This window comes from Methylobacterium sp. AC832 (assembly GCF_979256025.1).
Genome location: NZ_CEEDMV010000003.1, coordinates 358,741 through 378,359, shown reverse-complemented (window position 1 = coordinate 378,359; position 19,619 = coordinate 358,741). Strand labels below are relative to the sequence as shown.

33 protein-coding genes are annotated in these 19,619 nt (G+C 65.9%); 16 read left to right on the top strand and 17 right to left on the bottom strand.

All coding sequences use genetic code 11. The annotated features are described in order from the left end of the window. Window positions 1–22: 22 nt before the first annotated feature. The 16 genes from AC0IXR_RS13385 to AC0IXR_RS13310 all read right to left on the bottom strand — a co-directional run bounded on the left by AC0IXR_RS13385 (window position 23) and on the right by AC0IXR_RS13310 (window position 9,996). Window positions 23–313: a hypothetical protein gene (locus AC0IXR_RS13385; RefSeq protein ID WP_471761072.1), complete on the bottom strand. Its 291-nt coding sequence runs from the start codon at window positions 311–313 to the stop codon at window positions 23–25. Continuing rightward, window positions 310–741: an ASCH domain-containing protein gene (locus tag AC0IXR_RS13380; protein WP_471761299.1), complete on the bottom strand. Its 432-nt coding sequence runs from the start codon at window positions 739–741 to the stop codon at window positions 310–312. The genes AC0IXR_RS13385 and AC0IXR_RS13380 overlap by 4 nt, the downstream gene beginning before the upstream one ends. After that, a complete protein-coding gene (locus AC0IXR_RS13375; protein WP_471761071.1) occupies window positions 741–1,565 on the bottom strand; it encodes a helix-turn-helix domain-containing protein in 825 nt (274 codons plus the stop codon). Before AC0IXR_RS13375 ends, AC0IXR_RS13380 begins: the two co-directional genes overlap by 1 nt. After that, a complete protein-coding gene (locus AC0IXR_RS13370) occupies window positions 1,562–2,869 on the bottom strand; it encodes a helicase HerA domain-containing protein (protein WP_471761069.1) in 1,308 nt (435 codons plus the stop codon). The genes AC0IXR_RS13375 and AC0IXR_RS13370 overlap by 4 nt, the downstream gene beginning before the upstream one ends. Beyond that, window positions 2,869–3,261, bottom strand: a complete 393-nt coding sequence (locus AC0IXR_RS13365; RefSeq protein WP_471761067.1) for a helix-turn-helix domain-containing protein — start codon at window positions 3,259–3,261, stop codon at window positions 2,869–2,871. The genes AC0IXR_RS13370 and AC0IXR_RS13365 overlap by 1 nt, the downstream gene beginning before the upstream one ends. A 35-nt stretch (window positions 3,262–3,296) precedes the next feature. After that, complete coding sequence (locus AC0IXR_RS13360; protein WP_471761066.1) at window positions 3,297–4,007, bottom strand: exonuclease domain-containing protein; 711 nt, start codon at window positions 4,005–4,007, stop codon at window positions 3,297–3,299. Between the two features lie 3 nt (window positions 4,008–4,010). Beyond that, complete coding sequence (locus AC0IXR_RS13355; RefSeq protein WP_471761064.1) at window positions 4,011–4,961, bottom strand: recombinase RecT; 951 nt, start codon at window positions 4,959–4,961, stop codon at window positions 4,011–4,013. Further along, complete coding sequence (locus AC0IXR_RS13350) at window positions 4,958–5,902, bottom strand: YqaJ viral recombinase family nuclease (RefSeq protein WP_471761062.1); 945 nt, start codon at window positions 5,900–5,902, stop codon at window positions 4,958–4,960. Before AC0IXR_RS13350 ends, AC0IXR_RS13355 begins: the two co-directional genes overlap by 4 nt. 5 nt (window positions 5,903–5,907) lie before the next feature. Beyond that, the gene (locus AC0IXR_RS13345; RefSeq protein ID WP_471761061.1) at window positions 5,908–7,191 is read right to left on the bottom strand and encodes an AAA family ATPase; all 1,284 of its coding nucleotides are present in this window, start codon (window positions 7,189–7,191) and stop codon (window positions 5,908–5,910) included. 8 nt (window positions 7,192–7,199) lie between these two features. After that, on the bottom strand, window positions 7,200–7,511 hold the full coding sequence (locus AC0IXR_RS13340; protein WP_471761060.1) for a hypothetical protein: 312 nt from the start codon (window positions 7,509–7,511) through the stop codon (window positions 7,200–7,202). Beyond that, window positions 7,508–7,648, bottom strand: coding sequence for a hypothetical protein (locus AC0IXR_RS13335; RefSeq protein ID WP_471761058.1), 141 nt, complete (start codon window positions 7,646–7,648; stop codon window positions 7,508–7,510). Before AC0IXR_RS13335 ends, AC0IXR_RS13340 begins: the two co-directional genes overlap by 4 nt. Continuing rightward, window positions 7,645–7,872 (bottom strand): hypothetical protein, encoded by a 228-nt coding sequence (locus AC0IXR_RS13330; protein ID WP_056426526.1) that lies wholly within the window; start codon window positions 7,870–7,872, stop codon window positions 7,645–7,647. Before AC0IXR_RS13330 ends, AC0IXR_RS13335 begins: the two co-directional genes overlap by 4 nt. A gap of 48 nt (window positions 7,873–7,920) precedes the next feature. After that, window positions 7,921–8,268, bottom strand: coding sequence for a hypothetical protein (locus AC0IXR_RS13325; RefSeq protein ID WP_471761056.1), 348 nt, complete (start codon window positions 8,266–8,268; stop codon window positions 7,921–7,923). After that, window positions 8,268–8,570, bottom strand: coding sequence for a hypothetical protein (locus AC0IXR_RS13320; RefSeq protein ID WP_471761054.1), 303 nt, complete (start codon window positions 8,568–8,570; stop codon window positions 8,268–8,270). Before AC0IXR_RS13320 ends, AC0IXR_RS13325 begins: the two co-directional genes overlap by 1 nt. Continuing rightward, a complete protein-coding gene (locus AC0IXR_RS13315) occupies window positions 8,570–8,932 on the bottom strand; it encodes a hypothetical protein (RefSeq protein ID WP_471761053.1) in 363 nt (120 codons plus the stop codon). The genes AC0IXR_RS13320 and AC0IXR_RS13315 overlap by 1 nt, the downstream gene beginning before the upstream one ends. Window positions 8,933–9,390: 458 nt before the next feature. Further along, window positions 9,391–9,996 carry a LexA family transcriptional regulator gene (locus AC0IXR_RS13310; RefSeq protein ID WP_471761051.1) on the bottom strand — a complete coding sequence of 202 codons (606 nt, stop codon included), beginning with the start codon at window positions 9,994–9,996 and terminating at the stop codon, window positions 9,391–9,393. 76 nt (window positions 9,997–10,072) lie between these two features. Here AC0IXR_RS13310 and AC0IXR_RS13305 point away from each other — a divergent pair, with 76 nt between their 5' ends. Continuing rightward, a complete protein-coding gene (locus AC0IXR_RS13305; protein WP_471761049.1) occupies window positions 10,073–10,309 on the top strand; it encodes a hypothetical protein in 237 nt (78 codons plus the stop codon). On the opposite strand, the gene AC0IXR_RS13300 is transcribed toward AC0IXR_RS13305, so the two are convergent. Beyond that, window positions 10,276–10,593, bottom strand: coding sequence for a hypothetical protein (locus tag AC0IXR_RS13300; RefSeq protein ID WP_471761048.1), 318 nt, complete (start codon window positions 10,591–10,593; stop codon window positions 10,276–10,278). The genes AC0IXR_RS13305 and AC0IXR_RS13300 overlap by 34 nt on opposite strands. On the opposite strand from AC0IXR_RS13300, the gene AC0IXR_RS13295 reads away from it, so the two are divergent. The 15 genes from AC0IXR_RS13295 to AC0IXR_RS13225 all read left to right on the top strand — a co-directional run bounded on the left by AC0IXR_RS13295 (window position 10,592) and on the right by AC0IXR_RS13225 (window position 19,594). Further along, complete coding sequence (locus tag AC0IXR_RS13295) at window positions 10,592–10,771, top strand: hypothetical protein (RefSeq protein WP_471761047.1); 180 nt, start codon at window positions 10,592–10,594, stop codon at window positions 10,769–10,771. The genes AC0IXR_RS13300 and AC0IXR_RS13295 overlap by 2 nt on opposite strands. Further along, window positions 10,768–11,271, top strand: coding sequence for an HNH endonuclease (locus AC0IXR_RS13290; RefSeq protein WP_471761046.1), 504 nt, complete (start codon window positions 10,768–10,770; stop codon window positions 11,269–11,271). The genes AC0IXR_RS13295 and AC0IXR_RS13290 overlap by 4 nt, the downstream gene beginning before the upstream one ends. Before the next feature lie 262 nt (window positions 11,272–11,533). Next, window positions 11,534–12,025 (top strand): hypothetical protein, encoded by a 492-nt coding sequence (locus AC0IXR_RS13285; protein ID WP_471761044.1) that lies wholly within the window; start codon window positions 11,534–11,536, stop codon window positions 12,023–12,025. A gap of 2 nt (window positions 12,026–12,027) precedes the next feature. Next, a complete protein-coding gene (locus tag AC0IXR_RS13280; protein ID WP_471761042.1) occupies window positions 12,028–12,399 on the top strand; it encodes a Gp49 family protein in 372 nt (123 codons plus the stop codon). A gap of 70 nt (window positions 12,400–12,469) precedes the next feature. Continuing rightward, window positions 12,470–13,069, top strand: a complete 600-nt coding sequence (locus tag AC0IXR_RS13275; RefSeq protein ID WP_471761041.1) for a hypothetical protein — start codon at window positions 12,470–12,472, stop codon at window positions 13,067–13,069. 15 nt (window positions 13,070–13,084) lie between these two features. Beyond that, window positions 13,085–13,576, top strand: a complete 492-nt coding sequence (locus AC0IXR_RS13270) for a RusA family crossover junction endodeoxyribonuclease (RefSeq protein ID WP_471761039.1) — start codon at window positions 13,085–13,087, stop codon at window positions 13,574–13,576. After that, the gene (locus AC0IXR_RS13265; RefSeq protein WP_471761037.1) at window positions 13,576–13,749 is read left to right on the top strand and encodes a hypothetical protein; all 174 of its coding nucleotides are present in this window, start codon (window positions 13,576–13,578) and stop codon (window positions 13,747–13,749) included. The genes AC0IXR_RS13270 and AC0IXR_RS13265 overlap by 1 nt, the downstream gene beginning before the upstream one ends. Then, complete coding sequence (locus AC0IXR_RS13260) at window positions 13,746–14,426, top strand: hypothetical protein (protein WP_471761036.1); 681 nt, start codon at window positions 13,746–13,748, stop codon at window positions 14,424–14,426. The genes AC0IXR_RS13265 and AC0IXR_RS13260 overlap by 4 nt, the downstream gene beginning before the upstream one ends. Before the next feature lie 5 nt (window positions 14,427–14,431). Beyond that, window positions 14,432–14,704, top strand: coding sequence for a hypothetical protein (locus AC0IXR_RS13255; protein ID WP_471761035.1), 273 nt, complete (start codon window positions 14,432–14,434; stop codon window positions 14,702–14,704). Further along, window positions 14,701–16,203, top strand: coding sequence for a replicative DNA helicase (locus tag AC0IXR_RS13250; protein WP_471761033.1), 1,503 nt, complete (start codon window positions 14,701–14,703; stop codon window positions 16,201–16,203). The genes AC0IXR_RS13255 and AC0IXR_RS13250 overlap by 4 nt, the downstream gene beginning before the upstream one ends. Window positions 16,204–16,206: 3 nt before the next feature. After that, a complete protein-coding gene (locus AC0IXR_RS13245; protein ID WP_471761031.1) occupies window positions 16,207–17,229 on the top strand; it encodes a hypothetical protein in 1,023 nt (340 codons plus the stop codon). Between the two features lie 7 nt (window positions 17,230–17,236). Beyond that, window positions 17,237–17,563, top strand: a complete 327-nt coding sequence (locus AC0IXR_RS13240; RefSeq protein WP_471761030.1) for a hypothetical protein — start codon at window positions 17,237–17,239, stop codon at window positions 17,561–17,563. Window positions 17,564–17,690: 127 nt separating this feature from the next. Then, complete coding sequence (locus AC0IXR_RS13235; protein WP_471761028.1) at window positions 17,691–18,065, top strand: response regulator; 375 nt, start codon at window positions 17,691–17,693, stop codon at window positions 18,063–18,065. Window positions 18,066–18,182: 117 nt separating this feature from the next. After that, window positions 18,183–18,941, top strand: a complete 759-nt coding sequence (locus AC0IXR_RS13230) for a hypothetical protein (RefSeq protein WP_471761027.1) — start codon at window positions 18,183–18,185, stop codon at window positions 18,939–18,941. 98 nt (window positions 18,942–19,039) lie between these two features. Then, window positions 19,040–19,594 carry an LPD29 domain-containing protein gene (locus tag AC0IXR_RS13225; RefSeq protein WP_471761025.1) on the top strand — a complete coding sequence of 185 codons (555 nt, stop codon included), beginning with the start codon at window positions 19,040–19,042 and terminating at the stop codon, window positions 19,592–19,594. Window positions 19,595–19,619: the final 25 nt, after the last annotated feature.

The following is a 19,619-nucleotide window of genomic DNA, read 5'->3' as shown; positions in this document are numbered from 1 at the left end:
CGGGCGGCGCTTGGAAGCGTGCTCAATCCGCCCTCCCCTCTGCGATGCTCGGCACCCTCTTCACCCGGTATCCGGTGATCTGCTCGGCCCAAGCAATGGCACCTTCAAGCGTCGACCCTGGCCCACGCCGGACACTCTCGCCTTCCGGCGTGATCGCGTTGGCGTACCAGGGACCGTTGTCGGAAAATGCCTCCACGGTGGCGACGGCACCGCCGCCGACGTAGAGAGCGTCACGCATCGTGTGCCCTTCGGCTTGCGGCCAGGGGTGCCAGCCGTCAGGCTTCGGGTCAGTGTCCGCGCTCATGCCCGTCATGCTGCGGCTCCGATGTCGAGCGCGTCGGCCGGGGCGAGCGGCGTCCAACGGATCACCACGCCCTCGAACACAAGGACATTGCCCCCCTCGGGCGGATGCTCGCTCCACCAGAAAGCTGCCATGTCGGGGATGTCCCGGAAGCCATCCGCGCGCGCGAAATTGTCCATCGCGGCGCTGCTCACGAGATACCCGTCGCCGACCTGGATCAGTTCGGCTGCACCGCGCTTCGAGAAGACCAGCCGCACGGGCTGGATATCAATGCAGGGTACCCGCGCGATGAGCCGGCAATGCTTGGTCCGCATCCCGGTGTAGAGCTGCAGCTCCTCGCCCGGCCGCGCGTGGCGCTTCCGGTCGGCGCGGATCGTCTGCGCCTTGGTGCCTGCCAGGATCGGCGGGCCGAACTGCTTCTTGAAGCTGTAGGCGACCATCACGCGGCCTTCCCTGCGATCAGGTCGACGAAGGCGAACTTGTCGACCTTGCGGATGTCGATGCGGTCCAGGTTGTCGAGAACGAACCGGCGAAGGTCGGCAGGCTCGATGGCCCACACGTCGCCGCCCTGCTGGGACAACCGCTTCGACCCGCGGCGCCCAGCCTTGATGTCGCCGGCGATGCACCACGCCGTGATCGTCTTGTTGTCGACACCGAGGATGTCTGCAGCTGCTCGCGCCGAAAGCGTCTCGTGCGTCCGGCGGGAGATCTCCAACCGCTTAGCGCGGACAACGATGGCTGTGGCGGTGCGATGGAATCCGTGCTCGCGAAACATGCGAGCGGCCATCTCCGGGTTATGGAGCGGCACCTTCCGCATGAGCGCGTTCTCCGCCTCAGTCCACGGCGGCTCTTTCCGGTGAGGATTGGTCAGACCGAGCTTTGTCGCGCGCTTCGAGAGCCACCAGCGCGGCACGTCGAGCTCGAGCGCGAGGTTATCGACGGCGCCCCGACCTTTCAGGTTCGGCCAGGCCTGCTTGATCCGCTCGTCCATCTCGGGACCGTAGGCGTGCGTCTGACGCTCGGCCGTCATCTTCTCCGAACCGATGCCGAGGCGGCGTGCGGCTTGGTGGACCCCAGAGGCTGTCCGGCCGGGCAGGCGCATCAGGCAGCCGGCGACGCCGCCGGTCGGGTAGTGATCCCGAACGACCTGGTCCTCGGCGTCCGTCCAGAAGCGGGGGTGGCGCTTGCCGGGGACGTATGGGGTCGAAAGCCGAGGCTCGCTCGCTCGGCCCTTCTTGAAGGATACGGGGGTGAGCGTGTTCACTGGCGCAGCTCCTTCGCGAGGTTTCTCTCGACGCGGACGGCACGGCTGGCGCCCTCCCCGCTGAACTCGAGCACCCCCTGAACATCCAGGAGGGCCAGGCCGGCGGTGAGTTCGGCAGCCGGCACTTCCAGGAAGGCGGCGAGCTCGACGACGGTGGCGCCTTCCGGAGCGAGGGGCAGAAGCGCTCCCCATGCCTTGCCGGCGACAGCGAAGGCAGGATCCCGGATGAAGGCCCGAACAGCCCGAAGGCCCGGTGAGATCGCGGCGGCCGCGCGGGTTTCAGCATCGGCCGCCGAGACGCCGGCCAGGTGCTCGAGATCCAGGAGCCGAGCAGCTGCATTGGCATCGAGCGGTGCGGGCGCTGCGAGCGTCGGGGCGGCGCCACGGTGCTGCGTCTGCACTGGCCCGACATGCGTCACGGCTGGGCTGCGGGAGAACGCCGAACCGACCGCCACGAACTCGCCGGGCTTGAGCATAGGGAGCCGGTCGAAGGCTCGACGGGCATCCCATCCGATGGTCTCGGCCGCACGCCTGATGTCGAGATCCAGGGTGTTCAGGCCGATGAGGTAATTGTGGGCCTCGGAGATGACCGATTTCGACAGTCGGTTGAGGCGCTGGGTCGCCAGGATGCCGGCGAGCCCGCGCTTGCGGCCTCGGCTCATAAGGTCCGTAACGGCTGCGATCGAAGCATTGCGCACCGACGCCGGCGCCGACGAGTGACCGCCGAACGGCGCGAATAGGTGCGCCTCGTCGACGGCGACGATCGTCGAGTTCCAGTGCTCCGGCGGGCTGTCGATCAACGCACCGAACAGCGCCGCGATTGCGATCATCTGGCCCTCGCGATCGAGGTCCGAGAAGTCGACGAGGATCGAGAGACGGTGCTCCCTGACCTTATGCGCCAGGGTGGCGAGTGCCGCCGCATCGAGGCGGTGCGCTTCCACGCGAAGATGCCCGTAGGCCTCCGCGAGGCTGCTGAACTCGCCCTCCGGATCGATGACGACCTGCTGAACCTTCCCGGCGGTCTGCTCCAGCAACCGGCGCAGCGTCCATGACTTGCCGGAGCCGGACGCGCCCTGAACGAGGAGACGCCCCTCGATGAGGGCCTGCAAGTCGATGCCGACGTTACCGCCGGAGTCGGCGGTGCCGAGGACGATGTCACCGGTAGGCATCGGGGGTAGCGCAGGGATGGCGATCTTCGCCGCCGGCGCGACTAGGCGCAAGGCAGCTTCCTCTCCACGGCGATCCGCCAGGATCTTGCGGGCATGCATTTCGGCATGGGTTCGGGGTTCGTGGGCGGTCAACATCACGCGTTGCCCTCAACCGGGCCGACGCTCATCCGCACGGCGGTGCGCACGATGGCGAGGACGTTCCTGCGCAGTTCGGCATCCTGGATCGACGCGTAGGCGTGGAGCAGATCCACGGCCCCGGTCTCGGCGAGGAAGCCGAACACCTCGCTCTGGCCCTCTGTCTCGTCCTCGCCGAACAAGGCCGAGACCGGCACCTCCAGGACCTGGGCGACCTGCTGCAGGCGACCGCCGCTGACCCGGTTCGCGCCCTTCTCGTATTTCTGGACCTGCTGGAACGTGACGCCGATGGCCTGGCCGAGTTCGGTCTGCGACAGGCCCTTGGCCTTGCGCAGAGTGGTGATGCGCAGGCCGACGGTGCGGTCGATGTCGGTGGTGGATTTCGTGTTCATGCGGCGGTCTCCTGATGCGAGATGCGAGGGGGGGGTCAGCGCTTCGCTCGTTCGGCCAGGTGGTGCCGAACCGTGAAGGCGACGTCCTCGTCCATCTGCTGACCAGAGGCCCAGCGCAGGTAATCGGACGGCACGTCGGCCCACGGCGTGCCGCGGTGCTTGCCGAAGTTGCACTTCGGGAGGAGCGCTGGCCGCGATGAGATGTCGACCAGATCGTCGAGCGACGTCACCTTGAGCATCTCGCGCAGGATGAAGGCGGTCACGTAGGCGTCCGGCCCGGCACGGTGCGCCGGATCAGCCCGATGGCGAGCGAGGCCCTCGGGGTTGAGCCAGTACCGCAGCGTCCCGTTGTTGTGCGCCGGAGCGTCGGGCCAGATGCGTAGCGCGCATTTGTACGTGCAGATCCAATCGGCTTCGCCCGTAACCTCTGGGGTAAGCCACTGGCGCTCGAACTTGGCGTTATGGGCGACGAGCACCAGGCGCTCCGCCTGCATCCGCTCTTCGTCGAAGAAGGTGCTCAGCGCTGCTTCCTCGAAGACCGGGGCGCTGACCACGTCGGCATCGACGATGTGATGCACAGCGGACGTCTCGGGCGGGATCGGATGGCCGGGATCGACGAGCAGACTGCCGGGCATGCCGACGAACCAGCCCTCCCCGTCCTTCACGAGGTCGCAGAACCCGATCTCGCAGATGCCAGCGGGCGGCTCGAAGCCGGTGGTTTCTAGATCGACGACACGGATCAGCATGGCTCAGTCCTCCTTCTCGGACTGCGCCCGGCCGGCGGTCTGGCCCGCCTCAAAGTTGGCGAGGCGCACGGGGTCGTTCTTGATGTCGGCCGTCAGGCCCTTGCGGAGCCCCTGGATTCCGCCCTCGTAACCGAGCTTGTAATCGCGGCTCTCTGGGTCGATTTCCGGCTCGCGCTCGACATCGTCGTGCTCGACGGTGCGATCCTCGTCTTCACTCGCCTCGGCTGCATCCGTGGCCACCGACACGAAGTCGTCGACGGCTTCCACCACCGGCTTCGGCCCAGCTGCCAGCGCGTCCAGCCGAGCATTGATGCCCTTCGCAGGGCTGGCGTCGCGGGGGCCGGACGCAAGGGCCGGAACATCCTCGATCTCATCCTTGGCGTAGACGCCGAGGAGCACGTCAGGGAAATGCCGACGGCAGAGAGCACGGCCAGAGTAATAGAACAGCTGCTGATCAGGGTCGGTCTTCCACAGCGGCGAGTTCTTCGGCAGGATCAGGCCGAACTCGGGTGAGGTGTAATCGACCGACTCATCCGAGCCGTCGTTCAGCGTCGCGGTGACGGTGCACTTCCGCTTGGCGCCCTCTCCCTCGTACCTGACCTTGAAGCGGCCCTTGATCGGCGCGCGCTGCAGGATGACGGCTTGCACGAGCTGGGACTCGTAGGCGAGCCGGTCGTTCACGCTGTAGCTCTTGTTCGCCACGGCGTAGGGCGACATCCGCCATTCGACGGCCTGGAGCGTCACCGCCATGCAGGCCCCGGGATTGGCGCGCAGATGCTTCGGGATCGCGATGCCGCCTACGGACATCATCTTCGCGAACTCCATGATCTGCGCCATGCTGACGAACGACAGACCGCCTGCTTGATCGGAGACGGCGAGCGCGTTGGCTGCCGTCGTGTCGATGCGCTCCGCTATGCGACGCTCGGTGTCGGTAAGTGCGAGGGCGTTGCTCATGCTGCTTTGGCCTTCTTCTGGGCGCGGATGCGCAGGACGGGGAAAATGCTGGCCTTGACCGTGAATTCGGACCGGCGCTGCATCGTCCGGGTGATCTCGCGGCCGTCGCCGAGACGAGCGAGCGTGGCGCCGGCGAGCTTTTCGACGATCTCGGCCTTGATCTCGTCGAGGCGTTCTTTGTCGATCTTCATGCGGGCCTTGATCCCCTCCTGTTCGTCGAGGATCGCAGGCAGGCGGTTGTCGGCGGACAGATCGAGCGCCTCGACCTGATCGTCCGGCGGCCACAGCGCACCGATGGTGTCGCCATCGCGGGCATAGTCGGCTGCCGGGGCCTCGCCGGTTTCGACCCGATGCCAGAATGCCGCCGATTCCTGGACGAGCCGGTCCCAAATCCCAGCGTGAAGCGGGATGTCGATGACGTGTAGATCGAGGCCGTGACCGACCACGAGGAGGGCGACACAGGCCCACGATGCGCCGGTGAGCCGCGCCTCGACGATGGCTTGCACAGCGATCCAGATCGGCAGGTTTACCGTGCCGTCCTCGTCCTTCCATTTCTTGCGGAAGATGAGGTCGGACGTTGTCTTGACCTGCACGATGCCTCGGCCGGGGCGATCAGGATCGGTGGCGTAGGCATCAGGGGTGCACCCGATCCGAACGGACGGCGCCCGGAGGTAGGTCTGATCGCCAGCCTCGACGGTCCAGGTCGGGCGCTCCTCCGCGAGGATGGCAAGAGCGTCGTCTTCGAGGAGACGGCCGCGTCGCATTGCCGGGGACTCGGTCGGGTCCTCCGAAAGCAGCCCGCTTTTCAGCGCCCACAGCTCGAAGGCCGTGGTGTACTCGTGAACGCCGAGGATGGCGCCCGCGACGGACGCGGTGACGTCCTGCTGCCGGGCTGCGAGCCAAGCCTCGCGGGTGGTGAAGGGGATGCGGTCGATCTGCATGGCGATCACTCCGCAGCCGCGAGGAGACCGCCAGCGACGGCGCCGTCCTCGATGACGATGGCGGCCGACCGGCCGGACTGAACGACCTCGATCCAGACCTGATAGTCGGCGGCGGCTGCCATCTCCGCGAGGATCCGCATGGCGTCCTCGTCGAGGAGCGATCCATCCTGGACGCGGATCACGCGCAGCTTCGGGTTCATCGCGATGGCGATTGCCACCGACGTCCGTAGCTGCTCGGCGCTCGACGCCTGGTCGAACGGGATGCCGTCGAGCAGGATCTCGTCTTCACCGAATCCGATGCCGGGCACGGGCATCTCGGCCTTGGCGATAGCCTCGCGACGCTGCGCGGTGCGGTCCTCGATTGCCTTGGTGAGGGCGGCGGCCTGGGCCTCGACGTCCTTCGCCTGCGCCTCGATGCGATCCCGCTGCTCGCGCTGGGCGACGAGGGCGTTCACGCGACCGGCGTCGGCGATGCGCTGGCGCAGATCCAGGGTGTCGATGGGCTCGGGAAGCGGCTCGGCCTCAGCGAGCTGACGACGCTTCCCGGCGGCGATGGACTCCACCTCGACGGCTTGGTCGTATAGGGCCTGGGCCTGCGCCCGAAGATCGGCGCCGCGAGCCTCCATGCGCTCCGTTTCGGCGATGAACGACTCTCGGTTCGCCCGCCGGCGCTCCACCAGGGCGTTGTGCTCGCCCGCCTGCTGCATCTCGGCGACGAGGGCCGCGTCGTCGATCCGCTCCAACGGGGCGTCCTCCGGCAGGGTGATGCCGGCGGCCTGCGAGCGCAGGGTGCGCGCCTCGCGGTTCACCTCGGTGCGCGTGGTGAAATCGGCCTTGTTCGCCTTGTCGATCGCGTCGAAATCGACACCGGGGACGAAGCGCTTCAACGCCTCGAGCTGTTCCTTCCCGTCCATGCGGGTGAAGGCCAGCGGGTCGAACGACAGGGCGCCGAGGAGGCTGTCGAGCATCCGCTGTGGCGAGGGATAGCGGGCTCCGTCCGCGCTCTCGACAAGGATCTTCGTGGGGAAGGTGCCGTCGTCCTGGCGCTTGAACGTGCGGGTCACCTTGATCTCGCCGAGGTCCAGGCGGATGCGAGCCTCGTTCTCGCCCTTACGGATCGGCACGGCCTGAATGTGCGACGTACCCGCGAGGGCCCACCAGATCGCGTCGAGGACGCTGGACTTGCCCTGGCCGTTGCGGCCGGTGATCTCGACGATGTTGCCGTCGGGCGTGATGGAGACGGCTTTCAGCCGCTTCACGTTCTCGGCCTGGAGTTGAAGGATCTTCATGGCGGGGCTCATTCAGCGGCGTCAGGGAAGGAATCGGGCAGGGACACCCGGGCGATGAAGGCGGCCGAGCTCTCGTGCACGGCCTCCTCGTGCTGAAGGGCGCTGTCGTCCGCGCCGCAAAGGGCGTTCACGACGAAGGCGATGACGGCGGCGAGGTCGTGGTCCGCTCTGGCGTTGCCGGTCGGGATCACGTGAAGGACGATGCGGCCATCGGCATCGATGACGTCGCGTCCGCTCCGGGTGAGCGTCGCCCATGGCGTCCGACTGCCGAGCTGTGCGAGGGCGGCTGCGGCCTTGGCCTGTGCGGATGAGCGCTTCATCGGGGGCAATCCATCCAGTCGCGGAGGCGGAAGAAGCCCCGGCCGGCGTGGTATTCGAGGCGTTCGCCCAGGGCTGCGATGAGCCAGAGAGTGACGGTCGGGACGAAGCCGACCGCGAGGCGGAGGGCGCGGCTCATGACCAGTTCGCCCCCAGCCAGACTGACCCGACGCCGGCCGCGCCCATGAGCAACAGACCGAAGATCATCAGGGTGAGCGCCGTGGCGTCCGTCTTGCCGTCGTGGCGAAGGCCACGCTTCACGGCCCGGCGCATGTCGGCGAAGAGGATCGGCATGAAGGCGACCGCGACGGTGGTCACGATGCCCGCGATACCAAGAGCGGTGAGGATGGGTGCGGCCGACATGGCGGGCCTTGCGAGGTTCGAGGGCGGAAGGGTGCGGGCGAGCGCCGGTCAGGCGGCTTCGCGCAGAGCGGGAGCGGGGGATTTCGCAGCGGCCTCGAGGGCGTCAGCGAGGGCGCGGAACTGCGCGACAAGCTCGGGCAAATCATGCCGGCGGACGGCATCAGCGGAGGCCGTCGCTACCTTCGGAAGCTGACGCTGAATGCGGGTCACGGCGCTCTGCGCCGACATCTGAGCGTGCCGAGCGTGCTCTAGGGCTGCGAAGACCATGCCGAGGGAAATGCCCTCATCCCGGGCGTCGAAACCTGCGTTGAAGACGTCCTGCGAGGTGTAGGTCTCGCGGTCGACGATGACGCCGGAGATGCCGGTATCGGCGAGGGTGCGGGGAGCGGCCGACATCACAGCCCCTCCGCTTTCGCGAGGGCGGCGCGGGCATCCTGAACCCAGACGGGATGCCGGTTCTTGTACCGTCGCTGACGATGAGCCCAATACTCGAGGGCCAGCTTCAGCGCTGAGACCATATCCCCATGCGAGGAAGCGGCACGGGCAACCCCGGCAGCGAGGGCGTCCGAACCTTCGCCGTCGAACATGATCGTAATGTCGCCAGCGTAGATGATCGCGCTGTCGGTGACGGGCGTGCCGTCGAAGCGCTCGGCTGAACCGAGCTCCAAATTCGTAAGGGAGACGGCGGGCCCAGCCATCACGCGGCCTCGCGCAGTTCAACGACCGCCGGGGCGATCGGGCCGACGTAGACCAGCTCTTTCCAGACCTGCCCGGCGTACTCGACGTCGACCTGCTCGTAGACGTGCGTCGGCTCGTTCGTGACGGCGTAGAAGGCCCGGTTGTGGGCGATCTCGTTCCGCAGCGTCTTCATGGCGACGCGCAGCCGCTTCAGGCGATCCGGAAGCCCGGTGATGCGACCAGCGCGCAGGGCGTCGGCGAGGTCGCGGTCATAGGCGCGGCGATGGGCGCGGGCCTGGCGCAGGACGATCCGGAAAACGATCGTGCCATCCTGGTGAAGGTTCTGCGGATGGCTGTCGCGAAGTGGAGTGTGGCGGGTCACGTTGTGGCTCCATCACCGTGGGGCGATGTCCAGATACTACGCATGATGCGTAATTGGTGTCAACGCATAATGCGTAGCGCCATTTTACAGAGCGTGGAGCGTCAACTTATCCACAGCCGGAACAGGCGAATGGGGATAAGCAAAGTTTGTTCTTGTTCCGTTCTCATGAAGGTTGCACCCTGGCGTAGAAGCAGAGTCACGCCGAGGTTTGTAATGGCACAGGTTCAGTATTTCGCTGTCCAGCCCTTCGTTAAAACCACAAAGGGACGTATTGCCGCCGCACCGGTCAGGAGTTGCCATAGTCCGGAAGCAGCCAAAAGGCTGGCAGAACGGCTTGTCAACGAGAACCGGGCCGTCGGCGCCCTCGCGTATGCTAGGGATGGAAATGACGGAGACAACGATTTCGAGAACCCGACATTCCTCGCTAGAATTGGCGAAGTGCCAGAGGTCGATGACTATTAGCGAGGTTTGATCCACGTCACTTTTGCGGACCAATCCACCTCTTCGTTTCTAATAGGCTCGTAGCCGCTAGACATAAGATCGAATGTGCCGGGGTCTCTACCCCGGTACACTTTCTTCACGTAGACCCGTTCATCACTTAACCAGACGATGCAAAGTTCGCCGACGTAATCATCCGGCACGCCCGCAACCCGCTCGTCATAGTAGATCAGCCACTGATCCTCGGCGATTCCGGGCATGGAATCACCGCGTACTCGCGCCGCTACGGTGTTGGGCGATGATCCCGGAGGCTTCGGAGCCCGGTCATTGCTCCCCTGCGACTCGCCCTCGAAGTTCACGCGCCCGCCTGCTCCGACGTCACCGACGATAGGAACGGTGTCGACGTCGACGCCTAATGCGGTCTGGCCCCCCTCGAGGATCCACTCCCAACGCTCTTTGAAGGCAGCCGCGTAGCGCTTCGCGCTCTCTCTGCCTGGAGTGCGATCCCCGTTCTCGTGACCGAGATAGGTCGAAACCGTCCAGCCATAGGCTCGTGCGGCATCGGTCGCCGTGGCGAACCCTGCGCGCTTGCGGAGAAACTGAAGGCGTTCTGCGGGCGTATCCATCCGCGCAGCTACGCACAACGTGTTACGCAATGTGCGTTGACAGTCGCTACGCATTAGGCGTAGCGTCTCGCTTGCCATGAAATCAGTTCGCGAAATCATCGACGCTCTAGGTGGTCCGACCGAGTTCGGGCGCATCTGCGGCTTCTCCAAACACCCCGGTGCCCGGGGCAGCGACATGCGTCAGCGCTCGTCGATCCCGGTGGCCTATTGGCCCCGCATCGTCGAAGCCGCAAAGGCGCGGGAAGTCGCGATCGACAATGACGTGCTGGTGCGTGCGCATCAGCCCGCCGCCTCCGAAGCGAGCGCCGCGTGATGGCTGCGCCCTGCCTCCACTGCAGAATCCGTGACCTGATCGAGGAGCACGTTCTCTCGCACCCCGAAGCTGTGGTCGGTGGCGTGCCGGTGACCGATCTGTCCACGATCGCGCGCGCTGTCGGTTCCGTGCTCGGCGAACTGGCTGCTCGTGCCCCGGCTGCGCACCGGCCCGGCATCGTGTGCGAGGCCCTGCAGGCGGCGTGCGATGAGGGCGGACTGTCCGCACGCTTCGTCACCACTGGTGCTGCTGCCTCGTCCCCGTCGCAGGGGCTGCACTGACATGGCGTCGCTCGTCCTCACCATCTGCGGGGCGGTCTTCACCATCGACGCGGTGATGATCGCCAGCCTGTCCAGCAACCGCGTGAGCGGTGATCCTGCCGCCATGCGCACAGGCGCGGCGTTCGCGGGCGTGTTCCTCGCGGCCGGGGCCGTGTGCCTCATCGCGGCGAGGTTCGCATGAGCGTCGCCATTCCTTTGGGCAAGGGCTTGGTCGCTCTCGTCAGCGATGAGGATGCCAGCGTTGTTGGCCAGATCTCCTGGCGCCCCATGCCGCGTTCCGACGGAGCTGCCTTCTACGCCGTTCGCGCCTACTCGGCCGGCTCCGGAGCAGGGCGGCGGTGCATTACCGAGTTCATGCATCGCCGCATCATGCAGGCGGGCAAGGGCCAGATCGTTGATCACATCAACGGCGATACCCTCGACAATCGACGGGAGAACCTTCGCCTCTGTTCCGCGGCCGGCAATGCACAGAACCGACGGAAAAAGGTCAATGGCTTGCAGCGGTTCAAGGGCGTCTATTCTAGGAAATCTTCTTGGTACGCGCACATCAAGGTCGCAGGTAAAAACAAGCATATCGGTTCCTTCACCTCCGATATTGATGCAGCGATGGCCTACGACCGGGCTGCATTGCTTCATTTCGGCGATTTCGCTCGCCTGAATTTCCCGGAGGCTCATCAATGATGGCCTCCCACTTCCATCGCGCCCGTCGAGCCGTTCGCTTGGCTCCGGTGCGTGAGCGCGCCGTCCGGCCCCTGACTCGGACCCCGGACGGCGCGTCCTCTTCCTTTCCTCACGGTCGGCTCCTGCTCCCCAGCCGCTCCGACCGTGTGCGTGTGCTGCGTAACCCGTCCAACCTCCTGCACTCATCTATCCCCCTTGCTGCGCTCATCTTGAAGCACAGGGGATTTGCGGAATGCTGGCAAAATCACGGGAGGCGCGTCGCATGATGACCGCCGAGGAAGAACTTGCGTTTGTCCGGCCACACGCCGTTCGGGCCATCGAGGCCCTGCGCGGCCGGGGTCACTCCCAGATGCATGCCTACGAGGCACTCGCCAGCCTCATCGGCAAGTCGCCGACGTGGGTCCGCGGCGTCATCGGCCGAGACCCCAACATCGGTGTTCGCCTGCGCGACGCCATCAACCTGACCCGAGCCTACGACCGGCTCTGCAAGCGCATCGAGGCCGCGGCTGACGCCGAAGAAGCCCGCATCGCAACCCTGACGGAGGAACTCCATGCGGCTCTTTCAGCACGCGGACAGGTGGCACCGTCGGCGCAGCGAGAGGCTGTCGGTCGAACGGCAGCTTCGCGAGGTCCAGGACGCGCGGCCCCAACCGCACTGGTCCGCTCGCATGTGGCGACGAATCCGCGAGCGCGTTCGCGGGCTGCTCTGGACGTGAACGACCTGCCGCTGTGGCGGGCAATCGAGGGAGAGTGAGCATGTCGATCGACGAGCAAAACACCGAAGCCGCAATCCAGGCGAAGGGCCTCAACGCGCCGCGCCTGTCACCGCAGGACATCGACGACACGATCGTCGGCGCCGACTTCTACGTCTTCCCGGGCTCGACGCTGACCATCTGCGCCCTGAAGCTGCGGAACGGCTTCATCGTCACCGGGGAGAGCGCTGCGGCGAGCCCCGAGAACTTCGACGCTGAGATCGGTCGCCAGATCGCTCAGAGGAATGCCCGCGAGAAGATCTGGCCGCTCGAAGGCTACCTGCTCCGCGAGCGCTTGGCCGCCGCTGCCGAGCCGCCTCGTGTCCCGCGTCTCGGCGCGCAGGACACCCGCTCGCGCGGTGAGCCGCGCCCGTAGGCCTTCCCCCGAATCCTCCCCTTCGCGGTCGTCCGCCGCGTCGCTCCCTCCCCGAACCTGAGAGGTCACCATGGCCAGGAAACCGAAGGGCGCGACGCCCAGGATCATCAAGACGACGGCAGCCCAGCTGCAGGATGCGATCCGCGACGCGGCCGGCGCATCCCAGCGCGCTGCGAACGCGAACTCGAACAAGTCGACGGCGCTCTCGGATTACTGCGCGCAGAGCGGACTGCCGGCGAAATCGGTGAAGCTCATCCTCGACTGCCACAAGATGGAGGACGTGAAGCGGAAAGACTTCGTCCTCGGCTTCCTGATGGCTCACCAGATGATGGGCTGGGGTGAGCAGAGCGACTTGTTCGACGACGTCGGCAAGATGATCGCGGACGCTGCCACCGCAGCTGAAGCCGACGAGAAGTCCCGCAAGGGCCAGGCGCAGGGCTCGCCCGGCCTGCCGCTCGAGGAGGCCGAGCGCGAGTTCACGAAGGCCAATGCGAAGGCCAGTGCAAAACGCGACGCCAAGGCGACCACGCCCAGCGAAGCCATGCGCGACAGCACGGCCGCCGGCGACGCCTTCTTGAAGGAGCAGACGGCGAAGGGCCCACGCAACGCCCTCCCCGGTGCCCCAGCGCTCGGCAATGGGCCGCAGCGTCAGACCGCGTCCGCCGAGTAGGACCGCAGCACCGCCATGTCCGATCAGATCGTCATCACTCTTCCCGGTGACCCGCGGGGCAAAGGCCGGCATCGCGCCCGCGTCGTTGCTCCGCGCGGCGGAAAGAAGCCGTTCGTCCAGGAATACCCGGACCCGGAAACGGCTCGCTACGAAGCTGCCCTGAAGGCGGCCGCTGTCGACGAGATGGTCGGACGCTTGCCGCTGGTCGGCCCCCTGGTGGTGGTCGTCTATGCGTTCATGCCGATTCCCACGAGCTGGTCGCAGGCTAAGAAGCGGCAGGCGCGTAACGGTGTCATCCGCCCGGTCGTGAAGCCCGATTGGGACAACATCGGGAAGGTCTGCGACGCGCTGAACGAGGTCGTGTGGGGCGATGATTCCACCGTTGTCGATGGCAGCGTCCGGAAATTCTACTCGGACAAGCCTGAGCTGGTGATCACCGTCCAGCCTTGGGTTCCGGCGATCGCTGCCATCGGCGCCTCTGCTCCTGCTTTGGACGAGGCCGCCTGATGTGGCTCATCGTCTCCTGCAGCAACGGATGGGTGCGCGTGTTCGGCTCGCGCGACCCTGCCTTCCTCGACGTCCGCTACCTCATTGCCGGCGCGATGGTGACCAGCGAGCTGACCGCTCGCCCGGCCTACCGCGAGATGATCGACACCCTCGATTGGGGGGCGATCCTTTGAACGCACCGTCTGCTCGCGGACTATTCCGCGCCACCGGCAAGAAACCAAAGCCCGTCCATATTCGCGACCTGCTGACCGGCGAAATCGTCCTGGTCGACGCATTAGCCCGCGAGACGGATGACTTCTATCCGACGCCTCCGGAGCCGACACGCGCAATCCTGTCGGCCGAGGTCGCGCGGTTGCGGACCTTCGAATCCGTGTGGGAGCCCGCGGCCGGCGACGGCGCGATGGTCCGCGAGATGAAGGCGATCGGCCTTCACGTCATCGCGTCCGATCTCATCGACCGTGGGTGTGGAGCGGAGCTTCGGTCGTTTTACGATTTCGCGAAGGCCCCATCCCGCGCCATCCTGACGAATCCGCCTTTCTCAGAATGCAGCTGGGGCAACGGACGCGCTCGGTGGCTCTACCACGCGCTGAACACCCTCGACGTCGAGTACATGGCCCTGATGCTGAACTGGGGTTTCCCTGGAGCCGGCGGTCTCGGGCCGTTCTGGGCGAAGCACCCGCCCGCCCGCGTCTACCTCATGAGGTGGAAGATCGACTTCACCGGTCAGGGGGCGCCACCCATGCTGAACGCATGGTTCGTCTGGGACCGTGCGCATCGCGGAGAAACGGTCCTCCGGATGCTTGATCGCGCTGACGCCCGGCAAGCCTCTCTCTTCGGCTCGGCGGAGTAGGCGCGATGGCTCGGTACAACATCCTGCAGCCGACCTCGCCCGTGCCGGTCTCGCGGCTGGCTGCCGTCGTCGGCGAGGCCGCGAAGCGCTGGTGGGACCTCTACACCCGCACCCGCGGCGACGATCAGTACAAGTGGTTCGACTGCGACCTCGCCCTTGCTGAAGCTGCACTGCTGCTCAACGACCTCGCCGAGATCGAGAAGGCGAAAGGCGAGGGCTACGTGAAGGAGATGCTCCGGCGCGAGCTCGCTCCTCTCGACCAGAGGGCCTCGGCATGAACGAGCCCCTCGACCGCGACGGCTTCGGCAATAATGTCGTGCCGCTCGAAGAGTACCGCGGCGATTACGGTCGGTCGCCTGCCGCCCCGGCCGCCGTCGCGCCCATCGCCAGCGTCGAGTCCGAGGCCGGGCTTATCGGCTGCATCATGCAGGCGCCGCACGTCTTCCCGCTGGTTCAGCACCTGGTCGCGCCCGAGCACTTCTTCGAGGAGGCGCACCGGGCCATCTGGCAGGTCATGGGCGACCTGGTGGCCGCCGGCGATACGCCGAACGGCATCAAGGTGAAGGCGGCGCTCGGCGCGACGAACCTTGCCTTCGATCTCGGTGGCCAGAACGTGCTGTCCTACCTCGGCCGGCTCGTCGTCCTGGCATGCACGCCCGTCTCGGCACCGGAATACGCGCGGACGATCCAGCAATACTGGCAGCTGCGCGAACTGGCTGCGATCACGAACAAGGCGGCCGACGGTACTGGCTTCGTGCCGGGCCCGCACCTCGAACGGGTCTATGCCCGTGTCGACCAGATCCGTGCGTCCTTCGTCGACCGCAAGGTGATGTCGGTCTCGGCGGACCAGGCCGGAGACGAGCTGATCGCGGACATCACCGCCGACCTGCAGGGCCATGGGCGGGCGGTGCCTCACACCCGCGTCGAGGCCTTCGACAAGGAAATCGGCGGCGGTCCTCAACCCTCGACGCTGATCACGGTCGCGGCTCGTACTGCCATGGGGAAATCCATCTTCGGGGTGGAGCAGGCCAGCGCGATCGGCCGCCAGGGGCATCTCGCGATCTACCATTCTCTCGAGATGACCCGGAAGCAGATCCAGGCCCGCCGCACGTCGAGCTGGCTCTTCGATCGCGGGACGAAGCTCGCCTATGAGCAGATCATGCGTCGGCGCGGCCTGTCTCCGAGCGAGGCCGATCATGTGGCCGATGCGGTCTACGAGATGCGCGGCGAGCACTTTCACATCGAGGACGGTGGCGGGCGCACCATCGGCGACATCGCCGCCGCCTCCGACCGCCTGGCGAACTCGTATGCCCGCAAGGGCGTGCCGCTGGGCATGGTGGTGATCGACCACGCGCACATCGTTCGCCCGTCGCGCGCCTACAATCGCGAGGATGAGGGACTGAAGGAGGTCGCCGACGGCGCCCTCTCCCTGGCCAAGCATCTCGACGTGCCGGTCCTACTGCTCGCGCAGTGCAACCGGAACACCGAGGGGAAGTCCGTCGAGGACCGCCGGCCCAGCCTCGCGGACATCCGCGGCGCCGGTGCGTTCGAGGAGAACTCGGACGCCGTCGCGTTCCTCTACCGGCCCGCCTACTACATCGAGCGGTCAGGCAAGTACCGGGAACAGAATCCCGAAGCGCTCGCCGAGCATGCGGGCTGCCGGCACCTCCTCGAAATCATCATCGACAAGAACCGGATCGGTCGCGCGAACCACATCGTGCGCGCCTGGATCGACCCGGCTCTGAACGCGATCCGCAACCTTCAGCCTGGGGCCTGAGTCATGCCGAGAATCCGCAGCATCCATCCGGGCATCTTCACCGATGAGGCCTTCATGACGGCCTCGATGCAGGCCCGCGTTCTGATCATGGGCCTTTGGTGTGAGGCGCACGACGACGGGGTTTTCGAGTGGAAGCCCCTCACGCTGAAGGTCCGGCTTATGCCGGCGGACAACGTCGATGTGGCCGCCTTGCTCGACGAGTTGAAGCGTCTCAACTTCATTCGGCCGTTCGAGGCGAAGGGCAAGACCTTCGGCGTGATCAGGAATTTCCAGAAGTATCAGCGCCCCAAAAAGCCGAACCGGTCCGGAGTTTTTCCCGATGAACTGCTCGGTTACGCACGCGGGGACGGAACAGGTTCCGCAATGGTTGAGGACGAGTTCGGTACCGGTGGGGAACCAGTACCCCCCGGAGAGGAGGATGGAGGAGGAGGGGGAATAGGAGAGGAGGATGGAGGAGGTACGGGTGCGCAGACGCGCAGCCCGGGCACGGTCCAGGCTTCGGCTTCGCCGGTCCAGAAGGGCACCGACGAGATCGGCCCATGGTTGCGCAGCCTCGTTGGGACTGAACCCGTCGTCCAGGACCTGCGCACCCAGCCGATCGAGGAGCTACTCGACGAGGGGTTGACCCGCGACGATGTCGAGGCCGGCATCGCGGCAGCCATGGCGGATCCGGGATTCCGGCCCCGCAGCTGGAAATCCCTGGTTGGCTGGATTCGCCGGTCGGCGAAGGATCGGCTCGAAGCAGCTCCGAAGCAGGTCCGCACCGTGTCGGGCATCCAGCGGAAGCCCACCACCGTGACGCCGGAAATGATCCGGGCCCAACAGGTCCACCTCGCCTCGGAGCACTTCCGCGGCCACTGGTCGGACGCTTGGCCGAACCACTGCCGGCCGGGCCATCCCGACTGTACGACGCCCGACGAAGTGATCGAGGACGCTCGGATCGCGGTCCAGATGGAATCGCTGCCCAACCCCAACATCGCCCGCGAAATGGGCTTTGCCCCGGACCGTTTTTCTAGGTTCCAGTAGGAGATCCATGCTCGCACGTCCCGAAGGCCCAGATCCGCCCCGGCAGTACCCCACGACCCTCGTCCGCCTCTGGCTCGTCGCCGCCTGGGCGGGGCACAGCGAGGCGGACGCACAGGCCGGCCCGAAGCCCGGCGACATCCGGGTCCAGCGCTGGCCCGAGGTCCACGTCGCCGACTGGCGGATGAAGGCGCAGCTGAAGGCCTGGCTGAATGCGCAGGTCGGACGCGAGCCTAGCTTCCGGGAGGCCTGCCGGATCAACGGCTGGAACCGGGACAGCGCCACGCGGGGCGTCGACATGGCGGTCGAGCTGATCTCGATCGGGTTGAGCAGGTAGGCAGCGCTGGGATGTTGTTAGGTACGATTTCGGACAATAAAGAGCAGGCTTGCTACATTCTAACTTGGGTGAATGCCAGAGGATAGCGAACGTGTAGCCTAGACTTTCCTCCCGCAGTGAATATGCTATGTTAAATTATATTGATGCTCTTCGTGGTTGTCGCGTGCTTATAGTTGAAGATAACTATTTGATCGCAATGGACATGGTGCGGAACTTAAATGATGTAGGAGTTGAGGTCGTCGGGCCGTCCCCGGATGTAAAAACGGCGCTTACACTTATCGCATCCGAGATAATAGATGCCGCAGTGCTTGACGTCTCGTTAGGTGATGAGAAGGTCTACGAGGTTGCGGATAAGCTCAGTGAGCGAGGCGTACCATACGTATTCGCTACTGCTGAGTCGCATGTCGAGGATCGGTCGGATTACCGATCGAGACCGAAGCTCGAGAAGCCGGTCTTCGAAACAGAGCTCTTTCAGGCTGTGGCAGATCTCGTGCGTCAATAATCAGGCGCCCCTTCATTCCGACCATACCGGGGCAGCGTTCGGGTGATCGAAATAATTCGCACCCCGTAGCGCGGCGTTCACGCAATGTTTCTCCCATTGACATTCGTGCCAAGGCAAATGGACGGAAGAAATCAGGCCCGGCAATACGGATCGGACCTGCACAGGGGCACCACCGTGACCGCGTCGGCCAAGCAGTCGTCCAGCACCACCCGTAAGACCGCGACCCGCGTGGCGCCGTCGACGCGGCGCAACAAGAACATCCGCCTCGCCCCGATTACCGCTCGGGACGTCGAGGTCGTCGAGGGCAAGGGCACGTTCCGCGATCCCTACGACGCCAGCACCTTCGTGACGACCACCGTCAACCGCCGCGTCGACGTCCTCGCCGCCGAACGCTCCGCCGGCCGCATCACGGAAGCGCAGTTCCAGGTCGGCCGCATGCTGCAGGCCATGTGGGAGAAGCAGCTCGGCGTCCGGTCCGGCGGCACCTGGGACAGCACGATGTCCAGCACCGGCCCCGGCTCGCAGGTCGTCTCCCACGCCTTCACCATCGAAGACATCCGGATGCTCAGCCGCATCGAGACCGCGAAGGCGGTCAAGGCTATGAACGAGCGCGCTGCCCGCGTGATCGGTGACAGCGGTGTGCGATTCCTCCGCGCCATCCTCGCCGAGGGGCAAAGCTTCTCCGGCTACGTCATCGCTCGCGGGCGTGCTCCCAGCGAGAAGGCCTCCACCGACATCGCCAAGCGGTTCCGCTGGCTCCTCGACGAGCTGACCGAGGCGCAGCATACCGCGCACGGGCCTGCCGCGAAGATGCCGAACGATGAATACTCGGACCGGGCGCGAAACCTCACAACCCCGCCTGCCGCTTCTAAATAATGTAGGCCCATTGGGCCTATTATCTGTTGACGCATAGGCCCAATGGGCCTATAACAGACCCATCGCAAGGCCGATGTCGGCCGGTGATGGAGAGACAGATGACCGCCACAGCCCTTCCCGCTTCGATCGCCAACCTCACCCAGACCCGCCTCTACGTCTCCTGCGCCGAAACGGCGAAGATGATCCGCAAGGCCCTCAAGCAGGCCTTCCCGGAAATCAAGTTCTCCGTCCGCAGCTCCACCTATGCCGGCGGCGCCTCCATCCGCGTCGGCTGGGTCGATGGCCCCCGCACTGCGCAGGTCGAGGCGATCGCCGGCCGGTTCGCCGGCGCCTCCTTCGACGGGATGCAGGACCTCAAGTCCTCGAACACCCACACCGTCGACGGCCAGATCGTCCGCTTCGGCTCCGATTATGTCTTCTGCGAGCGCGAATGCAGTGACGCCGCCCGCGCGAACCTGATCCAGGTCCTGGAAGGCCTCACCGTCGACGAGCGCGAGAGCCTCGTCTGCTCGCTCCGCCTCCAAGCCTTCGATCGCGGCTCCGACGATCTGCGCTCGCTGGCCCGGTCCATCTTCCACGCCCTGCCCCGGCCCGAGTTCGAAGGGCGCCGCTCGGCGCTGGTCGACAGCATCAACAACATCACCGCCGACTGAACGGGAGGGGCTTCGGCCCCTCTCA

Coding starts and splice junctions, on each gene's coding strand:
- AC0IXR_RS13285 (WP_471761044.1), top strand. CDS start 11,534: ATGATGACCGCCGAGGAAGAACTTGCGTTTGTCCGGCCACACGCCGTT.
- AC0IXR_RS13345 (WP_471761061.1), bottom strand. CDS start 7,191: ATGAAGATCCTTCAACTCCAGGCCGAGAACGTGAAGCGGCTGAAAGCC.
- AC0IXR_RS13275 (WP_471761041.1), top strand. CDS start 12,470: ATGGCCAGGAAACCGAAGGGCGCGACGCCCAGGATCATCAAGACGACG.
- AC0IXR_RS13255 (WP_471761035.1), top strand. CDS start 14,432: ATGGCTCGGTACAACATCCTGCAGCCGACCTCGCCCGTGCCGGTCTCG.
- AC0IXR_RS13365 (WP_471761067.1), bottom strand. CDS start 3,261: ATGAACACGAAATCCACCACCGACATCGACCGCACCGTCGGCCTGCGC.
- AC0IXR_RS13225 (WP_471761025.1), top strand. CDS start 19,040: ATGACCGCCACAGCCCTTCCCGCTTCGATCGCCAACCTCACCCAGACC.
- AC0IXR_RS13360 (WP_471761066.1), bottom strand. CDS start 4,007: ATGCTGATCCGTGTCGTCGATCTAGAAACCACCGGCTTCGAGCCGCCC.
- AC0IXR_RS13280 (WP_471761042.1), top strand. CDS start 12,028: ATGTCGATCGACGAGCAAAACACCGAAGCCGCAATCCAGGCGAAGGGC.
- AC0IXR_RS13245 (WP_471761031.1), top strand. CDS start 16,207: ATGCCGAGAATCCGCAGCATCCATCCGGGCATCTTCACCGATGAGGCC.
- AC0IXR_RS13230 (WP_471761027.1), top strand. CDS start 18,183: ATGGACGGAAGAAATCAGGCCCGGCAATACGGATCGGACCTGCACAGG.
- AC0IXR_RS13355 (WP_471761064.1), bottom strand. CDS start 4,961: ATGAGCAACGCCCTCGCACTTACCGACACCGAGCGTCGCATAGCGGAG.
- AC0IXR_RS13350 (WP_471761062.1), bottom strand. CDS start 5,902: ATGCAGATCGACCGCATCCCCTTCACCACCCGCGAGGCTTGGCTCGCA.
- AC0IXR_RS13305 (WP_471761049.1), top strand. CDS start 10,073: ATGAAATCAGTTCGCGAAATCATCGACGCTCTAGGTGGTCCGACCGAG.
- AC0IXR_RS13310 (WP_471761051.1), bottom strand. CDS start 9,996: ATGGATACGCCCGCAGAACGCCTTCAGTTTCTCCGCAAGCGCGCAGGG.
- AC0IXR_RS13335 (WP_471761058.1), bottom strand. CDS start 7,648: ATGAGCCGCGCCCTCCGCCTCGCGGTCGGCTTCGTCCCGACCGTCACT.
- AC0IXR_RS13325 (WP_471761056.1), bottom strand. CDS start 8,268: ATGTCGGCCGCTCCCCGCACCCTCGCCGATACCGGCATCTCCGGCGTC.
- AC0IXR_RS13370 (WP_471761069.1), bottom strand. CDS start 2,869: ATGTTGACCGCCCACGAACCCCGAACCCATGCCGAAATGCATGCCCGC.
- AC0IXR_RS13385 (WP_471761072.1), bottom strand. CDS start 313: ATGACGGGCATGAGCGCGGACACTGACCCGAAGCCTGACGGCTGGCAC.
- AC0IXR_RS13265 (WP_471761037.1), top strand. CDS start 13,576: ATGTGGCTCATCGTCTCCTGCAGCAACGGATGGGTGCGCGTGTTCGGC.
- AC0IXR_RS13340 (WP_471761060.1), bottom strand. CDS start 7,511: ATGAAGCGCTCATCCGCACAGGCCAAGGCCGCAGCCGCCCTCGCACAG.
- AC0IXR_RS13235 (WP_471761028.1), top strand. CDS start 17,691: ATGTTAAATTATATTGATGCTCTTCGTGGTTGTCGCGTGCTTATAGTT.
- AC0IXR_RS13250 (WP_471761033.1), top strand. CDS start 14,701: ATGAACGAGCCCCTCGACCGCGACGGCTTCGGCAATAATGTCGTGCCG.
- AC0IXR_RS13290 (WP_471761046.1), top strand. CDS start 10,768: ATGAGCGTCGCCATTCCTTTGGGCAAGGGCTTGGTCGCTCTCGTCAGC.
- AC0IXR_RS13270 (WP_471761039.1), top strand. CDS start 13,085: ATGTCCGATCAGATCGTCATCACTCTTCCCGGTGACCCGCGGGGCAAA.
- AC0IXR_RS13320 (WP_471761054.1), bottom strand. CDS start 8,570: ATGGCTGGGCCCGCCGTCTCCCTTACGAATTTGGAGCTCGGTTCAGCC.
- AC0IXR_RS13295 (WP_471761047.1), top strand. CDS start 10,592: ATGGCGTCGCTCGTCCTCACCATCTGCGGGGCGGTCTTCACCATCGAC.
- AC0IXR_RS13380 (WP_471761299.1), bottom strand. CDS start 741: ATGGTCGCCTACAGCTTCAAGAAGCAGTTCGGCCCGCCGATCCTGGCA.
- AC0IXR_RS13240 (WP_471761030.1), top strand. CDS start 17,237: ATGCTCGCACGTCCCGAAGGCCCAGATCCGCCCCGGCAGTACCCCACG.
- AC0IXR_RS13330 (WP_056426526.1), bottom strand. CDS start 7,872: ATGTCGGCCGCACCCATCCTCACCGCTCTTGGTATCGCGGGCATCGTG.
- AC0IXR_RS13300 (WP_471761048.1), bottom strand. CDS start 10,593: ATGTCAGTGCAGCCCCTGCGACGGGGACGAGGCAGCAGCACCAGTGGT.